The sequence below is a fragment of the Maribacter confluentis genome (genome assembly GCF_030505015.1).
Classification (GTDB): domain Bacteria; phylum Bacteroidota; class Bacteroidia; order Flavobacteriales; family Flavobacteriaceae; genus Maribacter; species Maribacter sedimenticola.
On record NZ_JAUKUC010000001.1, the window covers coordinates 3,130,496 to 3,150,456 of the forward strand.

At 32.4% G+C, this 19,961-nt stretch carries 15 protein-coding genes; 14 read left to right on the top strand and 1 reads right to left on the bottom strand.

The genetic code is table 11. The annotated features are described in order from the left end of the window. Window positions 1-31: 31 nt before the first annotated feature. From Q2T41_RS13595 to Q2T41_RS13655, 13 genes are all read left to right on the top strand, one after another. A complete protein-coding gene (locus Q2T41_RS13595; RefSeq protein ID WP_304436506.1) occupies window positions 32-1,279 on the top strand; it encodes a lipopolysaccharide biosynthesis protein in 1,248 nt (415 codons plus the stop codon). Window positions 1,280-1,367: 88 nt separating this feature from the next. Further along, a complete protein-coding gene (locus tag Q2T41_RS13600; RefSeq protein WP_304436507.1) occupies window positions 1,368-2,528 on the top strand; it encodes an O-antigen ligase family protein in 1,161 nt (386 codons plus the stop codon). 8 nt (window positions 2,529-2,536) lie between these two features. Next, the gene (locus Q2T41_RS13605; RefSeq protein WP_304436508.1) at window positions 2,537-3,445 is read left to right on the top strand and encodes a glycosyltransferase; all 909 of its coding nucleotides are present in this window, start codon (window positions 2,537-2,539) and stop codon (window positions 3,443-3,445) included. Beyond that, window positions 3,442-4,548, top strand: coding sequence for a glycosyltransferase (locus tag Q2T41_RS13610; RefSeq protein WP_304436509.1), 1,107 nt, complete (start codon window positions 3,442-3,444; stop codon window positions 4,546-4,548). Before Q2T41_RS13605 ends, Q2T41_RS13610 begins: the two co-directional genes overlap by 4 nt. Before the next feature lie 32 nt (window positions 4,549-4,580). After that, window positions 4,581-5,702: a glycosyltransferase gene (locus Q2T41_RS13615; RefSeq protein WP_304436510.1), complete on the top strand. Its 1,122-nt coding sequence runs from the start codon at window positions 4,581-4,583 to the stop codon at window positions 5,700-5,702. A gap of 91 nt (window positions 5,703-5,793) precedes the next feature. After that, window positions 5,794-6,561 carry a WecB/TagA/CpsF family glycosyltransferase gene (locus tag Q2T41_RS13620; RefSeq protein WP_304436511.1) on the top strand — a complete coding sequence of 256 codons (768 nt, stop codon included), beginning with the start codon at window positions 5,794-5,796 and terminating at the stop codon, window positions 6,559-6,561. A gap of 2 nt (window positions 6,562-6,563) precedes the next feature. Continuing rightward, a complete protein-coding gene (locus Q2T41_RS13625; protein WP_304436512.1) occupies window positions 6,564-7,583 on the top strand; it encodes a Gfo/Idh/MocA family protein in 1,020 nt (339 codons plus the stop codon). Then, window positions 7,580-8,437 (top strand): hypothetical protein, encoded by an 858-nt coding sequence (locus tag Q2T41_RS13630; RefSeq protein ID WP_304436513.1) that lies wholly within the window; start codon window positions 7,580-7,582, stop codon window positions 8,435-8,437. The genes Q2T41_RS13625 and Q2T41_RS13630 overlap by 4 nt, the downstream gene beginning before the upstream one ends. 81 nt (window positions 8,438-8,518) lie before the next feature. Then, window positions 8,519-10,834 (top strand): GumC family protein, encoded by a 2,316-nt coding sequence (locus Q2T41_RS13635; protein WP_304436514.1) that lies wholly within the window; start codon window positions 8,519-8,521, stop codon window positions 10,832-10,834. Between the two features lie 54 nt (window positions 10,835-10,888). Continuing rightward, the gene (locus tag Q2T41_RS13640) at window positions 10,889-12,454 is read left to right on the top strand and encodes a phage tail-like protein (protein ID WP_304436515.1); all 1,566 of its coding nucleotides are present in this window, start codon (window positions 10,889-10,891) and stop codon (window positions 12,452-12,454) included. 287 nt (window positions 12,455-12,741) lie between these two features. After that, the gene (locus Q2T41_RS13645) at window positions 12,742-14,040 is read left to right on the top strand and encodes a DUF5690 family protein (RefSeq protein ID WP_304436516.1); all 1,299 of its coding nucleotides are present in this window, start codon (window positions 12,742-12,744) and stop codon (window positions 14,038-14,040) included. Then, window positions 14,027-15,184 (top strand): TIGR03364 family FAD-dependent oxidoreductase, encoded by a 1,158-nt coding sequence (locus tag Q2T41_RS13650; protein WP_304436517.1) that lies wholly within the window; start codon window positions 14,027-14,029, stop codon window positions 15,182-15,184. The genes Q2T41_RS13645 and Q2T41_RS13650 overlap by 14 nt, the downstream gene beginning before the upstream one ends. A gap of 1 nt (window position 15,185) precedes the next feature. Continuing rightward, the gene (locus tag Q2T41_RS13655) at window positions 15,186-15,869 is read left to right on the top strand and encodes a phosphonatase-like hydrolase (RefSeq protein ID WP_304436518.1); all 684 of its coding nucleotides are present in this window, start codon (window positions 15,186-15,188) and stop codon (window positions 15,867-15,869) included. 65 nt (window positions 15,870-15,934) lie between these two features. On the opposite strand, the gene Q2T41_RS13660 is transcribed toward Q2T41_RS13655, so the two are convergent. Then, window positions 15,935-16,501: a helix-turn-helix domain-containing protein gene (locus Q2T41_RS13660; protein ID WP_304437449.1), complete on the bottom strand. Its 567-nt coding sequence runs from the start codon at window positions 16,499-16,501 to the stop codon at window positions 15,935-15,937. Window positions 16,502-16,759: 258 nt separating this feature from the next. Between Q2T41_RS13660 and Q2T41_RS13665 the strand changes: the two genes are divergently transcribed. After that, window positions 16,760-19,939 carry a SusC/RagA family TonB-linked outer membrane protein gene (locus Q2T41_RS13665; RefSeq protein ID WP_304436519.1) on the top strand — a complete coding sequence of 1,060 codons (3,180 nt, stop codon included), beginning with the start codon at window positions 16,760-16,762 and terminating at the stop codon, window positions 19,937-19,939. Window positions 19,940-19,961 lie beyond the last annotated feature (22 nt).

A 19,961-nucleotide genomic window follows, 5' to 3' on the forward strand; every position in this document is an offset into this window, starting at 1 on the left:
AATTTTAAAACATTTTAAATATGCAGAAAAAGTGAACAAATTGTTGGGGATGCTAACCAAAAAGAAGGATGAGTTGCCTAGGTTTATTAGCGTTGTGCTAGATCAAGGTCTTATGAGCGTGATTACACTATTGACAACAATTATCCTTGTTAGAACTTACAATCAATATGATTATGCAGAGCTTGTTTTACTTTTTTCAATTGCCTTATTCGTATTAGGATTTCAAAGTGCCATAATTTCTAAACCTTATGCTATAAGTCTAAATGACTTTAGTTTAAATGAAGACAAAGGATATTTTCATTTTAACTTATTTTTAAAGTTTGTTTTTACATTTTTACTGTGTTTTGTATTTCCACTATTCTATTACTTTTCATTTGAAAAATGGAATATTAAAAAGTTTGCTTTTTTTCTAATTTATTTAATTGCTCACTCTTCTTATTTTTTTGTTCGTGAAACTTTGTTAAGCGAAAGAAAAACAAAACAAAACTTAATTTATGGATTGTTTTGTTTTATTGGTTTGGCTGTACTATTAGCATTAATTTATTTTCTTAAACTAAGGGAAATAACTTTTTTTTTAGGTGCTGCCTCATTTATCTATTTGGCAATTACAGTAGTATATCTAGTTAGTGAAATATCCAAGCATACAGTGGTTTGGAAACAATATATTAATTACTGGAATGTAAATTGGAAAATTGGTAAATGGTTACTTGGCGGTAATTTTTTATTTCATTTGAGTTCAAATATATATCCATGGTTCTTATTGTATCTTTCCACAAAAGATAATATCGCTGTATTCGCAGTTCTCATGAGCGTTGCAGGTTTAATAAATCCGATTTTAACAGCTCTTTCCTCTTATTTATTACCTATTTTCGTTAGAACAAATGATAATTTTAAAAAAGTACGGGCACTAACAAAAAGGTGGCAAATTGTTTTTGGGATTATGGCACTTGCATTAGTAATTATCGGTACGGTATTAGGTCAGAATATTATATCATTATTATACGGTGAGAAATACAATAACTTGGGATTGTTAATTATATATCCTTTTATTTATCAAGCTATAAACATTATTTTTCAACCAAATAAAATTGCATTGAATGCTGTTAAAAGAACTGATGTTGGATTTTTTATTCTTATTCCAAGAAGTATAATTGCCGTTGTTTTAGGATATTTTCTAATAAAAAATTATGGATTACATGGTGTGTTCTATACTATGATAATAGAGAATTTTATTTATCAATGTATATACTACTTTATTTACCGACGAATATTCGCTTAATTCTTTTGAAATGTTAAAGAGTCATGATTTTTTTTCATATCAGAATTTGGTAAAAGTTTTTGTATTTAGCTTTATTACGTTGGTTGTTATGAATTCAATAAAATATTTTTCTATTGTAGAAATGATTGGGACATATGGTAAATTAGGAATCGTATTGATTTCAATTTTAGTTTTTGCTCCCTTTGTAAATCGAATTGGATTCCGCTTTACACTTAGAAATGTTTGGGCTTATTGGCTTATCTATCTATTGCTGATATTTTTTTCAATTCTATATGTTTTTAGTTATAATGAAGTTGGAAATCTAGTATATAATATTACGCTTGTATTTTATTTATTTTTTTATTTTTTCATGATTAATGTCTTGTGGGGCATTAATTTTATTAAACAAAAAGTAGAATCATTCGAAATAACTAAGGTTGAGATTTTTAAAGTCTTTCGTAACGCTTTATTTTGGAATTTAATTTTTTGGTTTTTAATAGCGTTAATTAACAACTACAATTTTGATGATGATTTTGGGGACTTTGGTGGTTTTTTTCAAGATAAAATCCATTTTGGGTTATTTGCTACAACAGGTTTTTTGGTCTGCTTTTATATGCGCTATAATGATATTGAAAGAGATGATTCAAAATTTAATTTAATCCAAATTTTAATCTATTCTGTATTTGCTTTTTATACTTCTAGAAATGCCATTTTAATTGTTTCCGTAGCTGTTCTATATTATTTTATAATCTATAATGCTAAAAATTACCTGTATGCTATAATATTGTCTATTATACCATTTTTCCTCTTTTATTTTGATGAAATTTTTTATGGAATATCTACTGAGCGTTTAAACGGCTTATCTTCAGGTAGATTGGAAATTTGGCGAATTACATTAATCGAACTTTTTGAAAAAGGAATATTTTTTGGAAATGGCTTATTTAATATTAACAATTTAGTTCTGGAAAAAAATATCGGTACAGGGTTTCATTATTTAGATACTTTAGAGTTTTTGTATTTTCATTCGTCTTGGGTAGAATTATTAGCAGGCGGAGGGGTTGTTGTTATGCTACTATTCCTCTGGATAATTATAAAATCTTGGATGTATTTTTCTAGAATTGAAAAGACAGTGGTATTTGCTATTCTCTTGGGTAGTACTGTAGAAAGTTATTTAACTCAACCTTTTATGTTGATATCTATATTATTCTATTTTGTTTTGATTATGAATAATTCTCAAATGAGAGTAATAAAAGTAAATACAACTGATTAAACAATTAAATGGAAAAAACTAAAGTCAAAAAGGCTCAAATTTGTTTGTTTGTTTTTAATCGTTTGGCAGAAACAAAGAAAACAGTAGAAGCTTTACAAAGTAACTTTTTAGCAGAAGAATATCATCTTAATATCTTTTCGGATGGACCGAGATCTCTTCAAGATCAAAAAAAAATCCAAGAGGTTAGAGACTACGTTAACTTAATAGAAGGTTTTAAATCAATTAAGGTTCTTGAATCTGACGAAAATAAAGGGCTTGCCAAATCAATTATAGATGGGGTAAGTCAAGTTTTAAAATTGAGCGATTGTGTTATAGTATTGGAAGACGATTTAGTTACATCTCCTAATTTTTTGGATTTTATGGAACAGGCGTTATCATACTATGAAGATGATAAAAATGTAATCTCTATATCAGGTTTTACTTTTAATATGCCAAGTTTACCAGGGGAAAAAGATTATTATTTTGGATACAGGGCATCATCATGGGGCTGGGCTGTTTGGAAAGACAGATGGAATTCTATTGATTGGGAGATATCGGATTATAAGGCATTTATAAAGAATAAAGAAGAAAAAAAACGATTTAAGAAAGGTGGGTCAGACTTGGTACGTATGCTAAGAAATCAAATGAATGGAAAAATTGATTCTTGGGCAATACGTTTTTGTTATAATCAATTTAAGAGTGACTTAAAAACGGTATTTCCAACAATTTCCAAAGTATCAAATATTGGTTTTGGAGAAGATGCAACACATACTACTGGTGCCACCCGGTTTAGGACAAAATTAGATGTTGGGAACAAAAGAAATTTTCATTTTGATAAATTTTCTAAAATGGATAAAAATTTGGTTAAGGAGTTTTCCCATTTTTTTTCATCAAGGACTATAATTTTAGATAAACTAATAAGCTTCATAAGAAAATGAAGAAAATTTTATTCATTCTACATGTACCACCACCAGTACACGGCTCTTCAATAGTTGGGAAGTTTATAAAAGAAAATAAAAGAATTAATTCTGAGTTTGCTACATCATATGTAAACTTAGGTACTTCTAATAGTATTGACGAAATAGGTAAAGGAGGTTTTAGAAAAATTTTACTTTATACAAAGATTCTAATTTCTATTCTAAAACAATTAATATTCAATAGACCTGATTTGGTTTACTTGGCCATTACGGCAAAAGGCATTGCTTTTTATAAAGATTTTATTGTAGTTTTTTTAATAAAATTATTTAGGGTGAATTTGGTGTTGCATTTTCACAATAAAGGTGTTTCAAATTATCAACATAAGTTTATTGACCATTTACTATACAAACTAACTTTTAAAAATACATCAGTCATATTGCTGTCTGAACATTTGTATTACGATGTTAAAAAATATGTAGAACCAGAAAATGTTTACTATTGCCCCAATGGTATTCCTAATATGAAGGTTTTTCATCATACACCAAAAGATGAGCAAAACTTTGAGGTAATTCACCTTTTGTTTTTGTCTAATTTAATTAAATCAAAAGGTGTTTTCACAGTATTAGAGGCTTGTAAATTATTAAAAGCAAAAGGTCTAAAATTTGATTGTACCTTCATTGGTGGGGAAGGTGATATTGATAAAAGTAATTTTAACAAGGAATTGATAAGGTTAGGAATAGAGGATATAGTTAAATACGAGGGAAAAAAATATGGAGAGGAAAAGGAGCAGGCTTTTTCCAAAGCAGATATATTTGTATTTCCAACGTTTTATCATAATGAATGTTTCCCATTGGTATTATTAGAAGCTATGCAATATTCTTTGCCAATTATATCAACTTTTGAAGGCGGTATTCCATCAATCGTTTTAGATAATGAGAATGGTTATTTAGTAAATAAAAATGATATAAATTCTTTAATTGTAAATCTTAGTAAGTTGATTTTAAATTCAACAATTAGATTGGAATTTGGTAAAAAGGGTAGAGAGCTTTATGAAGAAAAATATACTTTAAAAATTTTTGAAGACAATTTAACTGAAATTCTAAAGAAAAATTTAAGTTTTTAAAAACCTTTTTTTTGTTAGGTATACTGTTTAATATGAAAAAAAAGATTTTAATTTTTCATCCTGCTTTAGTTCCGTACCGGGTAGATTTTTTTAATAGTCTACATGTTTCATTTTATTCCCACTTTTTCTTTATTTACCAAAATGCCATAACTCAAAATTTTAACCAAGATGATTTAAGAAGTAGCTGTAAGTTTGCCTGTCAATATTTAGATACAGGATTTGAAATTTTAGGTAAAACATTTAGAAAAGGGGTTGTCTCAAAAATTAAAGAAGTAAAACCTGATATTGTAATATGCAGTGAATATGGTCCAATTACCATTTTACTTTTGCTATATGCACGTTTTATGAATAAGTCATTTAAACTTTATACAATTAGTGATGACAGTGTTGACGGTGCAGCAAATAGAAGAGGCTTAAGAGCTTTGGTTAGAAATCTGGTATCAAAGAATATTGATGGTGTAATTTTTAACAGTGATGAAGTTTTTAACTGGCATAATAAAAATATATCAAATAAAATTAAGCCTTTAATTTTGCCAATTATTCACAAAGATGAGCTTTTAAGGACTAGAATGATTGATAGTATTTCTATAGCTAACATTAATATTAATAAACATAAACTTCTTGGAAAAAAAATAATATTATTTGTTGGTAGATTAGAAAAAGTCAAGAATGTAGATTTCTTGATCAAAAGTTATTTGGACATAAATTATAAAAATACAGTTTTAGTAATTGTAGGTGAGGGGAGTCAACAATTGGTATTAAAGAAAATGGCCCAAAGGAAAATTATTACAGGGGACATTATATTTACCGGTAGATTGGAAGGTAAGGAACTATATAGTTGGTACCTTTTGGCAAATATCTTTGTGTTGCCCAGTATATATGAGCCTTATGGTGCTGTGGTAAATGAAGCTTTACTTGCAGGTTGTATTGTGCTATGTTCCAAGAAGGCGGGCGCCTCTAGCCTTATTACGCGGAGTAATGGTAGTTTGTTTAATCCTACTGAGGAGGAAGAATTAATGATTAAAATGAATGAAAACCTTGAAAATTGTCAACCTTTAAATGAAGAAATCAAAGCGCTTAGAGATAGCAAAATGCCATTTACATTTGATGATAAGATCAATAAATTAACAAACAATTTTTTAAATGATATTTAGTCTTTTTTATTATGCAACATAGCTATTTGGAATAATATGTTTTATTGGTTGATTTAATAATTTAATTTAAAAAAAGTTTATAAAAATTTTAATGGAGTATATAGAAAATGATTTTGAACCTAGGTTGGTAAGTGGAATTCCTGTACATTCTTACCCTAAAGAGGTTTTTCTATCTTATTTGAGAGATAGTATTGGGAGTGATAGAAAAAAAAGACATATTTGCATCACTAATACAGAATCCATGTATTATGCCAAACGATTGCCTGATTTTAAAAATTACATTAAGACCTCCACGTTTTCATTATGTGATGGTATTGGGTCAGTAATTGCAGGCAAATTTCAAGGACAAAAAATAGAAAGGTTCAATGGGCCAGATTTTATGCTTGCCTGCTGTGATTATGGTCAGGAATATGGATGGCGTCATTTTTTTTATGGTGGTAGAGAAGGGGTTGCGGAACAATTGGTGGATAATTTGATGCAAAAGTATCCTAAAATGCAAGTTGCCGGAACTTTTTGTCCTCCTTTCAGAAGAATGAGTAATGAGGAAAAAAGTAATATGCTGACTGAAGTTAAAAATTCCAATGCCGATATTATTTGGGTAGGTTTAGGATTGCTAAAACAAGAAAATTGGATAGCGGAAAATAAAGAATTGTTGAACATACCTTGGTCAGTTGGTGTAGGTGCCGCTTTTGATTTTTATGCAGGAACTGCAAAAAGAGCGCCATTACCATTTAGAAAGCTAGGTTTTGAATGGTTATATAGGCTTATTTTAGAGCCAAGAATGTTTAAAAGAAATGTAAATAGTTATCAGTTTATGTTCAGTGCTATAGGGGACGGAATTAAAAATTTAGGAAAATAAAAATGAAAAAAATTGCTTTAATAGGTATCGGCAAAATGGGAATGAGCCATTTAGCTATAGCTAATCAAACGGCCAATATAAAAGTAGAAGCTATATGTGATACCTCTAAACCTTTATTACGGGTAATTGAGAAAAACACAAAATTTAAATGTTATAGTGATTACAAAAAAATGATCGCTAAAGAGGATTTGGATGCGGTCATGATACTAGTGCCAAATAGTTATCATTTTGAAATAGCTAAGGAGTGTATAGAAAAAGGATTGCATATTTTTATTGAAAAGCCTTTAACTCTAAGTTATTCTGAAAGTTTAAAAATAATTGAATTGGCATCTAAGCATAATGTAAAAGGTCAAGTTGGTTATGTTAATAGATTTAACCCAATATTTCAAAAAGTAAAAAAACTTCTGGATGCGGGTGTTTTAGGAGATGTTACTAGTTATGTAAATAAAATGACTGGTGGTGTAATATTGAAGGAAAATAGTAAAGGTTGGAGAAATGATTATTCTAAAGGTGGTGGATGCCTATTTGATTATGGCCCGCACTGTTTAGATTTATCTAACTATTTTTTTGGTACAGATGTAACCGTATCATCTGCCGAATTGAAAAAAATATTTTCCACAAATGTTGATGATTTAGTTTATACTACTTTAATTCATAATAACTCAATTATTGGATTTAATTACATTAATTGGTCTGACAGCTCAGTTAGAAAAGCCACTAATACCATTGAAATTATGGGAACAAAAGGTAAAATAACTGCAGGAAAACAAGAATTAAGTATTTTTCTAAATGAAGAGAATACAGAATTATCCTTGGTTAAAGGATGGAACCAACTCTTTGTCACTGATGAAAATATGGACGTACCATATTATTTAAGAGGAGAGGACTTTACTCGGCAATTAATAAATTTTTCAGAATTGATAAATGGAGAAATTGAAAAATCTATATCATCTTTATATGATGCAAGTATTACCGATAAATTAATGGAAGATATAATGAATTTGAATAGTGAATTAAGATGATGGATAAAGTAATTTTTGGAGACAATCAATTTTTTGGCGTTAATCATATGTCAGAACAAACGTCAATAAAACAAGCACAGAGATTTAGAACTGCAGACGATATTTATAGAACCTTAGAGTATGTAAATGATATTGGTATAAAAAGTTTCATGTTTACTACGCATAACCAACTTGAGCCGGTTTTTGAAAAAATGAAAAAAAACCCAAAGTTTGATGATTTTAAACTTTACCCAAGTATGCCATATGCCCATAAATATGCTGCGGCATTAGTAGATTTGGGTCCTTTTGAGATGTTAAGTAAATTTACTCCTGGAAATAAGTTTTTATCCGGATTGAAAGGAGTTGGTTCACTTGTATCTGCAAATCCAATACCCATTATGCAATTGTTAGTAGATTCAGAAATGAAATTACTCAAGGGTATGAACGTTCAAGGTATATTCTTGCTCAATATTGTTACAGATTTGCTCATTGGGCTTGGAATGCATGATATTTTGAATGAATTTGTAAAATATGCTAAAGAAAAATATAATGTGAAAGCTGGTTTTTTTACAATGAATCATGTAAAACTTCATGATGTTTTAGTTAATGAATTAAAAATGGAAGAACCAATTATTATTAGTAATATTAATAAAATTGGATTCCGTATGAACCCGAACAAGTTTGAGGTTGAAAAAGCTTTAGCCCAAGAGAATAGTTATAACATTGCCATGTCATTTTTGGCTTCTGGTGCAATTAAACCTAAACTTGCAAGTGAATACGTAGGTTCTTTGAAAGGTGTAAATTCGGTATTATTCGGAGCTTCAACTCCTAATCATATTTTAGAAACAAAAGAATTACTAGAGGCGGTATTGTAAATTACATCACTTGCACTTTAGAGTTAAGTGTTACAATTAAACTTAAATTTGATTTGCAATAAGGTCTAATAATTAGTGTAAATGAAAGAATCACGTTATATTCTTGATAATCAAGTGGAACCGTTTAAGATAAAAGAAATTATCTTGAATTACATTCGTTATTGGCGGTGGTTCATTATTTCAATCGCTTCATTTTTAATTATTGGATTTTTATATATACGGTACACACCGTTAATCTATAAGAGTACAGCTAAAATAAAGGTGATAGACGATGCTAAAGAATTGGACATAACATCAGATCCTTTAGCGGCTCTGTCTGGTAAATCAACATTAAATGTTGAAAATGAAATAGAAATACTTAAATCTTTTCGATTATTACAGCAAGTTGTTGATTTGCTAAATCTAGACATTTCTTATTATGAGGTGGGTAATGTTAAAACAAGTAGAATTTATAAAGCTCCATTTGAAATTAAGAAGCTTTTTCCGGTTGATAGTTTAAAGGAAAATGTTGTTTTTAAATTATCTTTTGAAACATCACCACCGGTTATTTCGGATACAGATGGTAATATTCAAAATTTAGATTCTATTGTAACTATATTTAATTCATCAAAGTATCCAGTTGAAATAAGGTTGAATAATCTTTCAGCTCTTGAAAAATTTAAAAGTAAAACCTTTGAAGCCCGTGTTAGTAATAAAAAAGAATCTGTTCTTAATTTATCAAAACTTTTAAATATTGTACTTGCCAATGATAAAAGTGATATTCTGGCTTTATCCTATAAAAGCGAAAGCCCTGAATTATCGGAAGCAATATTAAATGGTATTATTTCAAAGTTTAATCAAGATGGTATATTAGATAGACAACAAGTTTTTAAAAGGACCTTAGAATTTATTGATGAACGTTTCTTGTATTTAGCATCAGAATTAGACTCCATTGAAGGTGGAAAGGAAGATTTTAAAAGGAAAAATAACTTATCTTATATAGAGTCAGATGCGGAAGTTTCTATAGAAAGAAAGGCAGAGACAGAAGATGAAGTAGCTAAATTACAAACACAAATTTCCTTAGCTTCTGTATTAAAAAAGACCGTAATTAATCAATCAGAGTATGCATTACTCCCTGTAAATATTGGTTTAGATAACCCAAGCTTGACTTCATCTGTAAACAATTATAATCAAATGGCTTTAGATCGCGAACGTTTATCGGTCACGGTTGGTGAAAGTCATCCAACATTGGTTACATTGTCTAGTCAATTAGAAAGGGCGAAAGTAAACATTATTAAAACAGTTAATGTTTATGAAGGTCAATTGAGGACTGCTTTAGAACGATTAAATCAAAAACGAAGTAGTGCAAGTTCAATTTTTTCAAGCTTACCTGAAAAAGAAAAAATGCTTCGATCTATTGAACGACAGCAAAGTATCAAAGAAAATTTATTTTTGTTATTGTTACAAAAACGAGAAGAAGCAGCTATAAATTTTGCGGTAACTTCACCTTCAATTAAAATTGTGGATTTTGCATTAACAGAAATTCAACCAATTTCTCCAAAAAAAACTTTAATCTACCCAGCTTGTTTATTATTAGGATTAATACTTCCATTCGGTTTTTTATTTATAAAATTCGCATTAGATAATACAATAAAAACTAAGGATGATTTAAGGAGAATTTGTCAGGAAATACCGGTTATTGGTGAGATTCCTCATCTGGAAACATCCACGGAATTCATTGATACTTTTGATCGATCTGTCAATGCTGAATCTTTTAGAATCTTAATAACTAATATTAACTACATATTACCCAAAGCTCAAAAAGAAAAATGCAAGGTGATTTACGTTACTTCTACAGTTGCAGGTGAAGGTAAAACTCAAATTGCAATAAATTTATCTTTATCTTATTCTAGTTTCAATAAGAAAGTATTGTTATTAGGTGCAGATTTAAGAAATCCACAATTACATAATTATTTTAAAACAAATAAAAATATAATTGGACTATCTGATTATTTGAGTAATTTGGAGGTTAATATTGATGAATGTATTGAAAATGGTTTTGGAGCCAATAGTTATCATAATATTTGTTTTAGTGGTAGTGTACCACCTAATTCGGCTCAATTATTGTCAGATGAACGTTTTGCTACGTTTATGTCCCAAATTAAATCAAAATTTGATTATATTATAGTTGACACTGCTCCTACAATGTTAGTTGCAGATACTCTAGTTATTTCGGATTATGCAGATGTAACACTATTTGTAACGCGTTCCCAATTCACTGATAAAAGTTTATTGGAGTATTCGAAGGAATATTATTTAAATAATAAGCTTAGAAATATGGCTTATGTGTTGAATGATGTAGAGTTCAATAAAAAATACCGATATAAATATGGAAATAAATATAATTATGGCGTTTAAAAAATAAGATTTGGAATAATACATTTATTCCAAAAATATAGTATTTATGTTCTAATGAAATTTCAAGCTGGTTCCCCCCTTAAGCATTTTTTAGTATTTATTTTATTAAGTATTAACTATGGTTTTGGTCAAATAAAAATTGGTGAAAATCCTGAAAACTTACATTCAACATCCTTATTAGAGTTAGAAAGTATTTCGAGGGTATTCGTGATTAACCGGATGGATAATGATCAAATGAGGTCGTTAAAACCGTTAGAAGGTGCAGTTGTTTATAACACAGATGAAAAGTGTTTACATTATTATGATGGCAGTAAGTGGAATAACATTTGTGCTTATGTTGAAAATACCGGTTTATCAATTATAGATAACGGTGATGGCAGCTTTACGGTAAATAATGGTAATGAAGCTTTACTTACATTTAACGGGGCAGATGAGACGATTTCAACACTAGTACTAAATTCTGATGACACCTTTACTTATACCAACGAGGCAGGCGAAAGGAGTGTTATAGATTTAAAAACATCGCATTCTCCAATTTTGACTAGTTTAATCGATAATAATAATGGTACGCTAACTTATTTTGATGAACTAAATAATCAAACAATAATAGATTTAAAAAATCCGCAATCTACAATTGCTTCCACCTTAATTAATAATAATAACAGTACATACACCTATACAGATGAATTAGGCAATGAGACAATTATAGATGTTGGTAGTATGCTGCCGGATGTGGTATCCACATTAGTTGATAATGGTGATGGTACGTATACTTATACTGATGAAGAAAATAATGAAACTATAATTAATGTTGAAAATGGAATTTCTTCTCAAGTTTCAACATTAGTAGATAATAGGGATGGTACGTATACCTATAGGGATGAACAAGGTAATTTAACGACTTTTTTTATTGGTAATAGTAATGGTCGTCACTTTGGGGAATCTGGATCTATTTTTTTCGCGAATGAAACTACAGGTGATCCCTCGGAAGATAATGAGAATTTATTTTGGGATAATGTCAATAAAAGACTTGGCATTGGTATTTCTAGTCCTAGAAATACTTTACATGTCAATGGAATTTTGAGGACTAATAGAACAAACAGTGGCGGTGGTACGGAAGCATTTCCTGGCTATCATTTCAGTCCTGCATTTAATACAGGATTATTTTGGCCACAAAATGATGGTATCGGCTTTTCAGTCGCCGGTAGGGAAATAATGCGGATTAGTAATAATACGAGAGTTGGAATTAATGTTCAAGCTCCACAAGCAACGCTTCATGTAGGTGGAGATTTAATAGTAGATGGTACAATAACCACTAGTAGGGGCACATACAAATCACCTGATAAATCTAATGAAATACGGGTTTTGGATAAAGTTAAAGAAGCCATTACATTATCTGATAAAACTTTAATAATAAAATCTACCGTCAAGCAAATGGTATTACCTACGGCTTGGATTGATAATCGCGGTCATATTTTCATATTTAAGAATTTAAATGATATTTCAATTCCTATAAATCTAAATTATATAGATAATAAAGGGGACAATTCAAATGAATTTCCAAATAATTCAGTTATTTGGTTGCAAAGTGATGGTAGCGATTGGCAACAAATTAATTGAGATTCTAAATAATAGATTCAAATTTTAAGATCTTTTCTTCGAAAAGATTGTAAAGGAATTTTATTTAATGTAATCTAAAAATTGGATGTGTTCTGTTAAATAACTATGTAGTTGAAAAGAATTGTTTATAGCTATTTGATAGTTGCGGTAGTTTTGATTTGCACTTTCATAATTACGAATTTACCATTTTCAGGCTTTTTTATAACTATCTCATAACATTAAAATAGTTACTAATAGTAAATATTTTAAGAATATTGTGCTTATAATTTACTATTAGTAAAAAATAAGTGCTTAGTATACCTAAATTAAATACGAAAGTGGTGTTGAATGGAGCCTTGGCATCGTTCGGCCTTTACTTTTGTATGTATGCTTTTAGAAAGCCTTTTTCAGTAGCTACATTCCATGGTCAAATGTTGTTTGGTATCGACTACAAAATTTTGCTCATTTTGGCTCAGGTAGTAGGGTATATGCTTTCTAAATTTATTGGTATTCGGGTGGTTTCTGCATTACAGGTACAACATAGGGTGGCCTATTTAACGGGCATGATCTTATTTGCAGAATTAACGCTGGTACTATTTGGTCTGCTGCCAAGTCCATATAATTTCATACTTTTTTTTCTTAACGGACTTTCCTTGGGTATGATTTGGGGCATTACGTTTTCTTTTTTGGAGGGTAGAAAAATGACCGAGATATTGAGCATTGTTCTATGTTCTAGTTTTATAGTGTCTAGCGGTGCCGTAAAATCTGTTGGTCTGTGGTTAATGAGCACCTATGCAATTTCCGAATTTTGGATGCCTGCGGTTACGGGAGCCCTGTTTCTTCTGCCGTTTTTCATTTGCCTGTATTTTTTAAACAAATTGCCTCCACCAACAGCCGAGGATATTAAACTCAGAAAGAAAAGAAAACCAATGTGTGCAACGGATCGTAAACAGGTCTTTAGAAAGTTTTCTTTTCCGATTATAATTTTAGTGGTCTTTTATACTGCGCTTACCGCGTTACGGGATTTTAGGGATAATTTTTCTAGAGAATTATGGGACAGTGTGGGGTATGCCGGTGATGCTTCTATTTATACATTATCTGAACTTCCAATAGCATTTTTGGTGTTACTCGTATTGGGGTTGTTCGGGTTGATAAAAAATAACTTTAGGGCTTTTATGGGGTTTCATTTCTTGTTGATACTGGCAAGTGTGCTGGTAGGGGTTTCTACCTTTTTATTTCAACAAGGCGCCCTTCAGCCTGTGTATTGGATGGTGTGTATCGGTTTTGGACTTTATGCCTGCTATGTGCCGTTCAATTGTATCTTTTTTGATCGGATGATCGCTACTTTTTCTATTAAAGGTAATGCTGGTTACCTTATTTATATTGCAGATTCCTTTGGTTACTTGGGTAGTATGGCGGTACTACTTTATAAAAATTTTGGAAGTCCAAATAGTTCTTGGCTACAGTTTTTCATGGGTGCTACCTACTGTATTGCCTTTTTGGGTGTAGGTGTTTCTATTGTATCCATGTTCTATTTTCAAAGGAAATACAAGCAAAATAATTCTAGTATCCATTTTAAAATCCCCATGGTTAATGGCAGATATTGAGTATGATTTAGTTGTAGTTGGTGGTGGTGTGTTAGGTACTTTTCATGCCTATCATGCCATGAAGAAAGGGTTAAAAGTAGCTTTGCTCGAAAAAGATGCTATGCCCAAAGGGGCTACAGTTCGCAATTTTGGACAGGTGGTACCCTCTGGTATGAATACCAAATGGCAACAATACGGTCGTAAAAGCTTAAGGATATATAAGAAGATCCATGCTAAATTTGATATTTCGGTACGGCAAGAAGGATCTATTTATTTGGCTTCTAATGATGATGAGATTCAGCTAATTGAAGAGTTGAAGGAAATTAACCGAGCCAATGATTACACTTCTATTCTTTTTACAAAGACGGAATGTCTTAGAAAATACCCAGGATTAAATGAGCGGTACGTAAAAGCTGGCTTATTCTTTCCTGAGGAAATTACGGTAGAACCTCGAACCATGATCGGTCGTGTACATAAATATTTAAAGAAAAAAGGGGTAAGCATTTTTTATAAGGCTAAGGTAATTGAATGCAATGCGCTTAAAAATGAAGTAAGCACTCAATTGGCAAACGGTAGAATGTTGATGTCTGCAAAGGTAATTATCTGTAATGGTAGCGATTTTAAAACGTTGTATCCAGAACTATTTTCCACTAGTGATTTAGAGGTTTCTAAGTTACAAATGATGAAAACCAAATCACAAGGCGATTTTAAAATTAGCGGATCTATTTTAACGGGACTTTCCATTAGAAGATATGAGGCTTTTGCTGAGTGTCCGTCTTATTTAAAGATCAAATCCAAAGAACCAATGGATAGTCTTGAGAAAAAATGGGGAGTACACATTCTATTTAAACAAGCTATGGATGGTGGGGTTATTCTTGGGGATTCTCATGAATATGCAGATGCGGACAATATTGATGATCTCGGGTTCGACTTAAATATGGATATTGATGATTTAATGCTAACCAGGGCCAAAGAAATTTTTAGCCTGCCCACCTATGAAATTGAACAGCGTTGGTTTGGCATGTATTCTCAATGTAAGAATTCTGATATTTATGAGCGCACCATAGATAGGAATATTCATATTGTTACCGGTATTGGGGGTAAGGGAATGACCGGTAGTGCAGGTTTTTCAAAACAGAACATTCAACAAATTTTTAATATTTAGCATGCATACAATTAAATTGGCCGTATTTGATATGGCAGGTACTGTTGTCAATGAAGACAATGTAGTATATAAGACTTTACAAAAGGCGATCAATGAGAGAGGTTTTCAATTGACCTTGGATTTTGTGCTAGAACACGGTGCCGGTAAAGAAAAACATCAAGCAATAAAAGATATTATTATAGCAGACATCGGTAGTGTTGATGCAGAAATGGCAGCTTCCATTTTTGAAGATTTTAAGGTGTTGCTTAATGAAGCATACCATAAGCTAGACGTAGGTAGTTATGAAGGGGTAGAACAGATGTTACTGTCATTAAAAGAAAATGGCATTAAAGTAGCTTTGAATACAGGGTACGATAGTAAAACCGCCCAGTTATTATTAAATAAAATGAATTGGACCAAAGGCAAGCAGTATGATGTTTTAGTAACGGCAGATGATGTGGTTCTTGGTAGGCCTAATCCAGATATGATCGTGGAGGCAATGATGAAACTTAACGTTCATGATGAAGAACTGGTGCTAAAAGCTGGTGATTCCATAATCGATATTGAAGAGGGTAAAAATGCAAATTGTGGGGTTACGATCGGGGTGACCACTGGCGCACATACCAGACATCAGTTATTAAGTGCAAACCCAACCCATGTTCTTGATAGCTTAACCGAATTAAGGCAGCTGCTATTACTATCTTAAAAAGTAAAATAAAATAAAAAAAAGCCACTGATCGTGGCTTTTTTTTATTTACATGTTCTGGTTGGCTATATGAAAAAGTAAAGTACCAACATAGTTGCCGTATTGTTGCTCCTGTTTTCTGGGACATGGGCAATTCTACCATCAAAGAAAATAGAATCCCCTACTTTTATAAGTACTTCTTCTTCGTCAATAATGTAGTAACATTCTCCCGAGAGCATGTATTTGAATTCGTAGGCATCGGTTTTTACCTTGTCTCTTTTAGAGTTGGGGTGTACGTGTAATAATACGGCTTCAAAACCTAGGCTATTAAGCTGTTTGCCAAAAATAAGCGAATAAGAAAATCCGATAGCATCGTCTTCTTTTTCAATAAAGGTATTATCCTCTTTTCTAGAAACAATAAAATTGGCTCCGTTAGATTGTGGTAGTCCGCTAAAAAAATCGGTCACTTCAATATCCAAGGAACTTATAATTTTTAATAGTACGGGTAATGAGGGAATTGTTCTACCATTTTCTATTCTAGAAATAAGTCCTGCTGTTACTCCGGCGCGCATGGCAATTTCACTAATAGTCAAATTCCCGTTTTTACGAATTTCTTTGATCCGTTTGCCAATTCCAATAAGGTAATCATCCATTGATAAGTGTTCTCCTACAAACATAATGAAAAATAAAATGTATTGTTTTTTGGTAGGTGCTACAGCTGTAATCAGCCATGGTGCAGGGACTTAACATAAAACTTACATTTTGCATATTTGTAAATAATGTTTAACTAACCTTAAGCTAACTTTAGCCTTGTAATAGTTGCAATTGCTTAATGTGTAATAGGCTTGTCATTGAATTTTCATTTAGATATTTGCTAAACTAACAAACCAAAGTTTACAAATACGAACAAAATGAAAAAAACATTATTAATTGCAATGCTTGTGTTTTTAGCAAGTTTTGTAGCACATGCCCAAACGGTATTTACGGGTAAGGTGTTAGACGAAAACCAAGTTCCTTTACCTGGTGCTACTGTAATAGTGAAAGGAACAACGAACGGGGTGGCCACAGATTTTGATGGCAACTTCAGTATTGAACTGAACGGTTCAAATGACATTTTAGTGGTGTCCTATATTGGGTATATTGCTCAGGAGTATAATACAGCGAATAAAATTACGGGCACCATAAATTTACAGCCCGATTCTCAACAACTAGATGAGGTTGTAGTTACCGCATTGGGAATAGAAAGAGAGAAAAAATCTTTGGGTTACGCCTCTCAAGAATTGGATAATGACGAGGTTGTTCAGGCACGGGAGCCAAACTTATTGAACAGTATGTCCGGTAAGGTGGCCGGTTTACAAATTACCAACAGCCCAACCGGATTGGGTGGCTCGGCAAGGGTTTCTATTCGTGGTGATGCTTCTCTGAACATTAATGGTAACTCGCCATTGTTCATTGTAGATGGTACTCCTATCAGTAATGAAATTGTTGGTTCTAGTGGATCAGGTACGCAGAGTGTAGATTATGGTAATGGTGCAGCTGAAATCAATCCGCAAGATATAGAATCGATCAACGTACTAAAAGGACCGGCTGCAGCAGCGCTTTATGGATCAAGAGCGGCAAACGGTGCTATTATCATAACAACTAAAAAAGGGAAATCCCAAAGTAGTAAGCTTGGTGTTTCTTTTAATACGGGCATTACCGTAGAAAATGTATTAATGCTGCCAGACTGGCAAAATGAGTACGGACAAGGGAACAACCAACAGTTTTCTTTTGTAGATGGTAGTGGTTCCGGTATTGCCGATGGTGTTGATGAAAGTTGGGGTCCAAGATTGGATACCGGACTTATGATTGCACAATTTGACTCGCCAAGAACAGATGGAACCAGAGGTGGTGACACCTCGGTGAGTAATGCCGATATTATTCCTACACCATGGGTGTCTCAACCTGATAATACAAAAGATTTCTTTGAAACTGGTATTACAAAAACCAATAGTATTGCCATTTCTAAAAGTGGTGAAATGGGAAACATGAGATTGTCGTTTCAGAACTTGGATCAAGAAGGTACATTGCCCAATACTGATCTCAATAGGAATACCTTAAGTTTTTCCGGAACCATGAATGTATCGGATAAAGTAAAGGTAAATGCCAATCTTAATTATGTAAAGACAGATAGTGACAATAGACCTGCAGTAGGTTACGGTACGGAAAGTATCATGTACCTGTTCATTTGGTACGGGCGCCAATTGAATACCAATAACCTTAGAGATTATTGGCAACCTGGTCTAGAGGGTATACAGCAGTTTAACTACAACTACAACTACCACGATAACCCTTATTTTACTATGTATGAGAATACCAATGCGCAAGATAAGGATCGTATGTTCGGTAATGTTAGCCTTACTTATGATATTAGCGAAAACTGGAAGTTGTTGCTTCGTAGCGGTCGTGATTTCTATAGAGATTTTAGGGTTCGTAAAAGAGCGTTCAGTACGCAGCGTTTTCCTTTTGGGACATACCAAGAAGATAATATTTTCTTTGAAGAAAGTAATTCTGATTTCTTGCTGAGTTATAATAAAACCTTTGGGGAAAAATTTAATTTAAATATTTCCGCAGGTGGAAACCAATTACGTCAAAAGCAAGACTTTACAAAAAGTGTAGCTCCACAGTTGATCAATCCTGGGGTGTATTCATTTAACAATAGTAGACAGGCGGTGCAAGTGAGCTCTAACAACAGTGAAAAGCGCATCAATAGTTTATACGGTTATGCCAGATTTGGCTATGACAATGTATTGTTTATGGACATTACAGGAAGAAACGACTGGTCTAGTACATTGCCAGAAGGTAATAATTCATATTTCTATCCGTCGGTTACATTAAGTGCCATTGCCAGTGATATGTTCAATATGCCAGACTGGGTAACGTTTGCCAAGGTAAGGGCTGCTTATGCTGAGGTAGGTAATGATACCGATGCGTATAGATTGCGTAGTTTTTACCAAAATGAGACTCAATTTGATAGTTCTACCCCTATACTGACAGAATCTTCACTGATACCAAATTCAAATTTGAAACCAGAGATAACCGGCTCTTATGAATTTGGTCTGGATCTGCGTTTTCTACAAAGTAGAATTAATTTGGATATGACCTATTATGATAGTGCTACCAAAAACCAGATCATAAATATTAGTACGGATATTGCCAGTGGTTATAGCAGTCAGTTGATCAATGCGGGCGAGGTACGTAACTACGGTTTTGAAGCTATCGCCAACTTTGTTCCGGTACTTACAGATAACTTTAAATGGAGCTCTACATTCAACTTTGCTACCAACAAAAGTGAAGTGACCGATTTAGGAGATGATATCCAGTTCACCTTAACTTCAGCGAACGGGGCATATATTCAAGCCCGTGAAGGAGGTTCTATCAGTGCTATTTATGGTAGAGGTTTTCAAAGGGTAGAAGATGAGGATAGCGAGTATTTTGGTCAAATGATCATTAATAACCAAGGTATTCCGGAACGAACAGATGATTTGGTATACCAAGGCGATTATGCCCCAGATTTTACTTTGGGCATGCAAAATACGTTCAAATATAAGAATGTTGACCTAGGATTCTTGATCGATACCAGACAAGGGGGTATCGTAGTATCTAGGACTAAGACCATTGGTAGTACTTCTGGTCAACTGCAGGAAACATTGGAAGGTAGAGAAACGGGTATCGTAGCTGAAGGTGTAGTAAATACCGGTACTGCAGAAAGTCCTAATTATGTGCCAAATACCGTAAATGTGGATGCTAGAACATTCAACAACAGATATTATGAAAGGGATAATGTAGAAGCCGCAAAGTATGATGCCTCTTATACCAAACTTAGAGAGGTTTCTTTAGGATATTCTTTTCCGCAAAAAATGATCGATCAATTACCGATCACCAATGCTAGAATTTCTGTAACTGGTAGAAACCTGATTCTATGGACGGACAATCCTCATTTCGACCCTGAAACGGTTGGGGTATCGGGTGGTACGCTACAACCGGGTATTGAAAATATGTCTTACCCAAGTTCACGTTCGTTTACCTTCAATTTACAGGTTAATTTCTAAGAGTAGAAGAAACTATTAATTA

Excerpts from the sequence above, each read along its gene's own strand:
- Q2T41_RS13600 (WP_304436507.1), top strand. The coding sequence starts at position 1,368 with ATGAATTCAATAAAATATTTTTCTATTGTAGAAATGATTGGGACATAT.
- Q2T41_RS13605 (WP_304436508.1), top strand. The coding sequence starts at position 2,537 with ATGGAAAAAACTAAAGTCAAAAAGGCTCAAATTTGTTTGTTTGTTTTT.
- Q2T41_RS13610 (WP_304436509.1), top strand. The coding sequence starts at position 3,442 with ATGAAGAAAATTTTATTCATTCTACATGTACCACCACCAGTACACGGC.
- Q2T41_RS13615 (WP_304436510.1), top strand. The coding sequence starts at position 4,581 with ATGAAAAAAAAGATTTTAATTTTTCATCCTGCTTTAGTTCCGTACCGG.
- Q2T41_RS13620 (WP_304436511.1), top strand. The coding sequence starts at position 5,794 with ATGGAGTATATAGAAAATGATTTTGAACCTAGGTTGGTAAGTGGAATT.
- Q2T41_RS13625 (WP_304436512.1), top strand. The coding sequence starts at position 6,564 with ATGAAAAAAATTGCTTTAATAGGTATCGGCAAAATGGGAATGAGCCAT.
- Q2T41_RS13630 (WP_304436513.1), top strand. The coding sequence starts at position 7,580 with ATGATGGATAAAGTAATTTTTGGAGACAATCAATTTTTTGGCGTTAAT.
- Q2T41_RS13635 (WP_304436514.1), top strand. The coding sequence starts at position 8,519 with ATGAAAGAATCACGTTATATTCTTGATAATCAAGTGGAACCGTTTAAG.
- Q2T41_RS13640 (WP_304436515.1), top strand. The coding sequence starts at position 10,889 with ATGAAATTTCAAGCTGGTTCCCCCCTTAAGCATTTTTTAGTATTTATT.
- Q2T41_RS13650 (WP_304436517.1), top strand. The coding sequence starts at position 14,027 with ATGGCAGATATTGAGTATGATTTAGTTGTAGTTGGTGGTGGTGTGTTA.
- Q2T41_RS13655 (WP_304436518.1), top strand. The coding sequence starts at position 15,186 with ATGCATACAATTAAATTGGCCGTATTTGATATGGCAGGTACTGTTGTC.
- Q2T41_RS13660 (WP_304437449.1), bottom strand. The coding sequence starts at position 16,501 with ATGGATGATTACCTTATTGGAATTGGCAAACGGATCAAAGAAATTCGT.
- Q2T41_RS13665 (WP_304436519.1), top strand. The coding sequence starts at position 16,760 with ATGAAAAAAACATTATTAATTGCAATGCTTGTGTTTTTAGCAAGTTTT.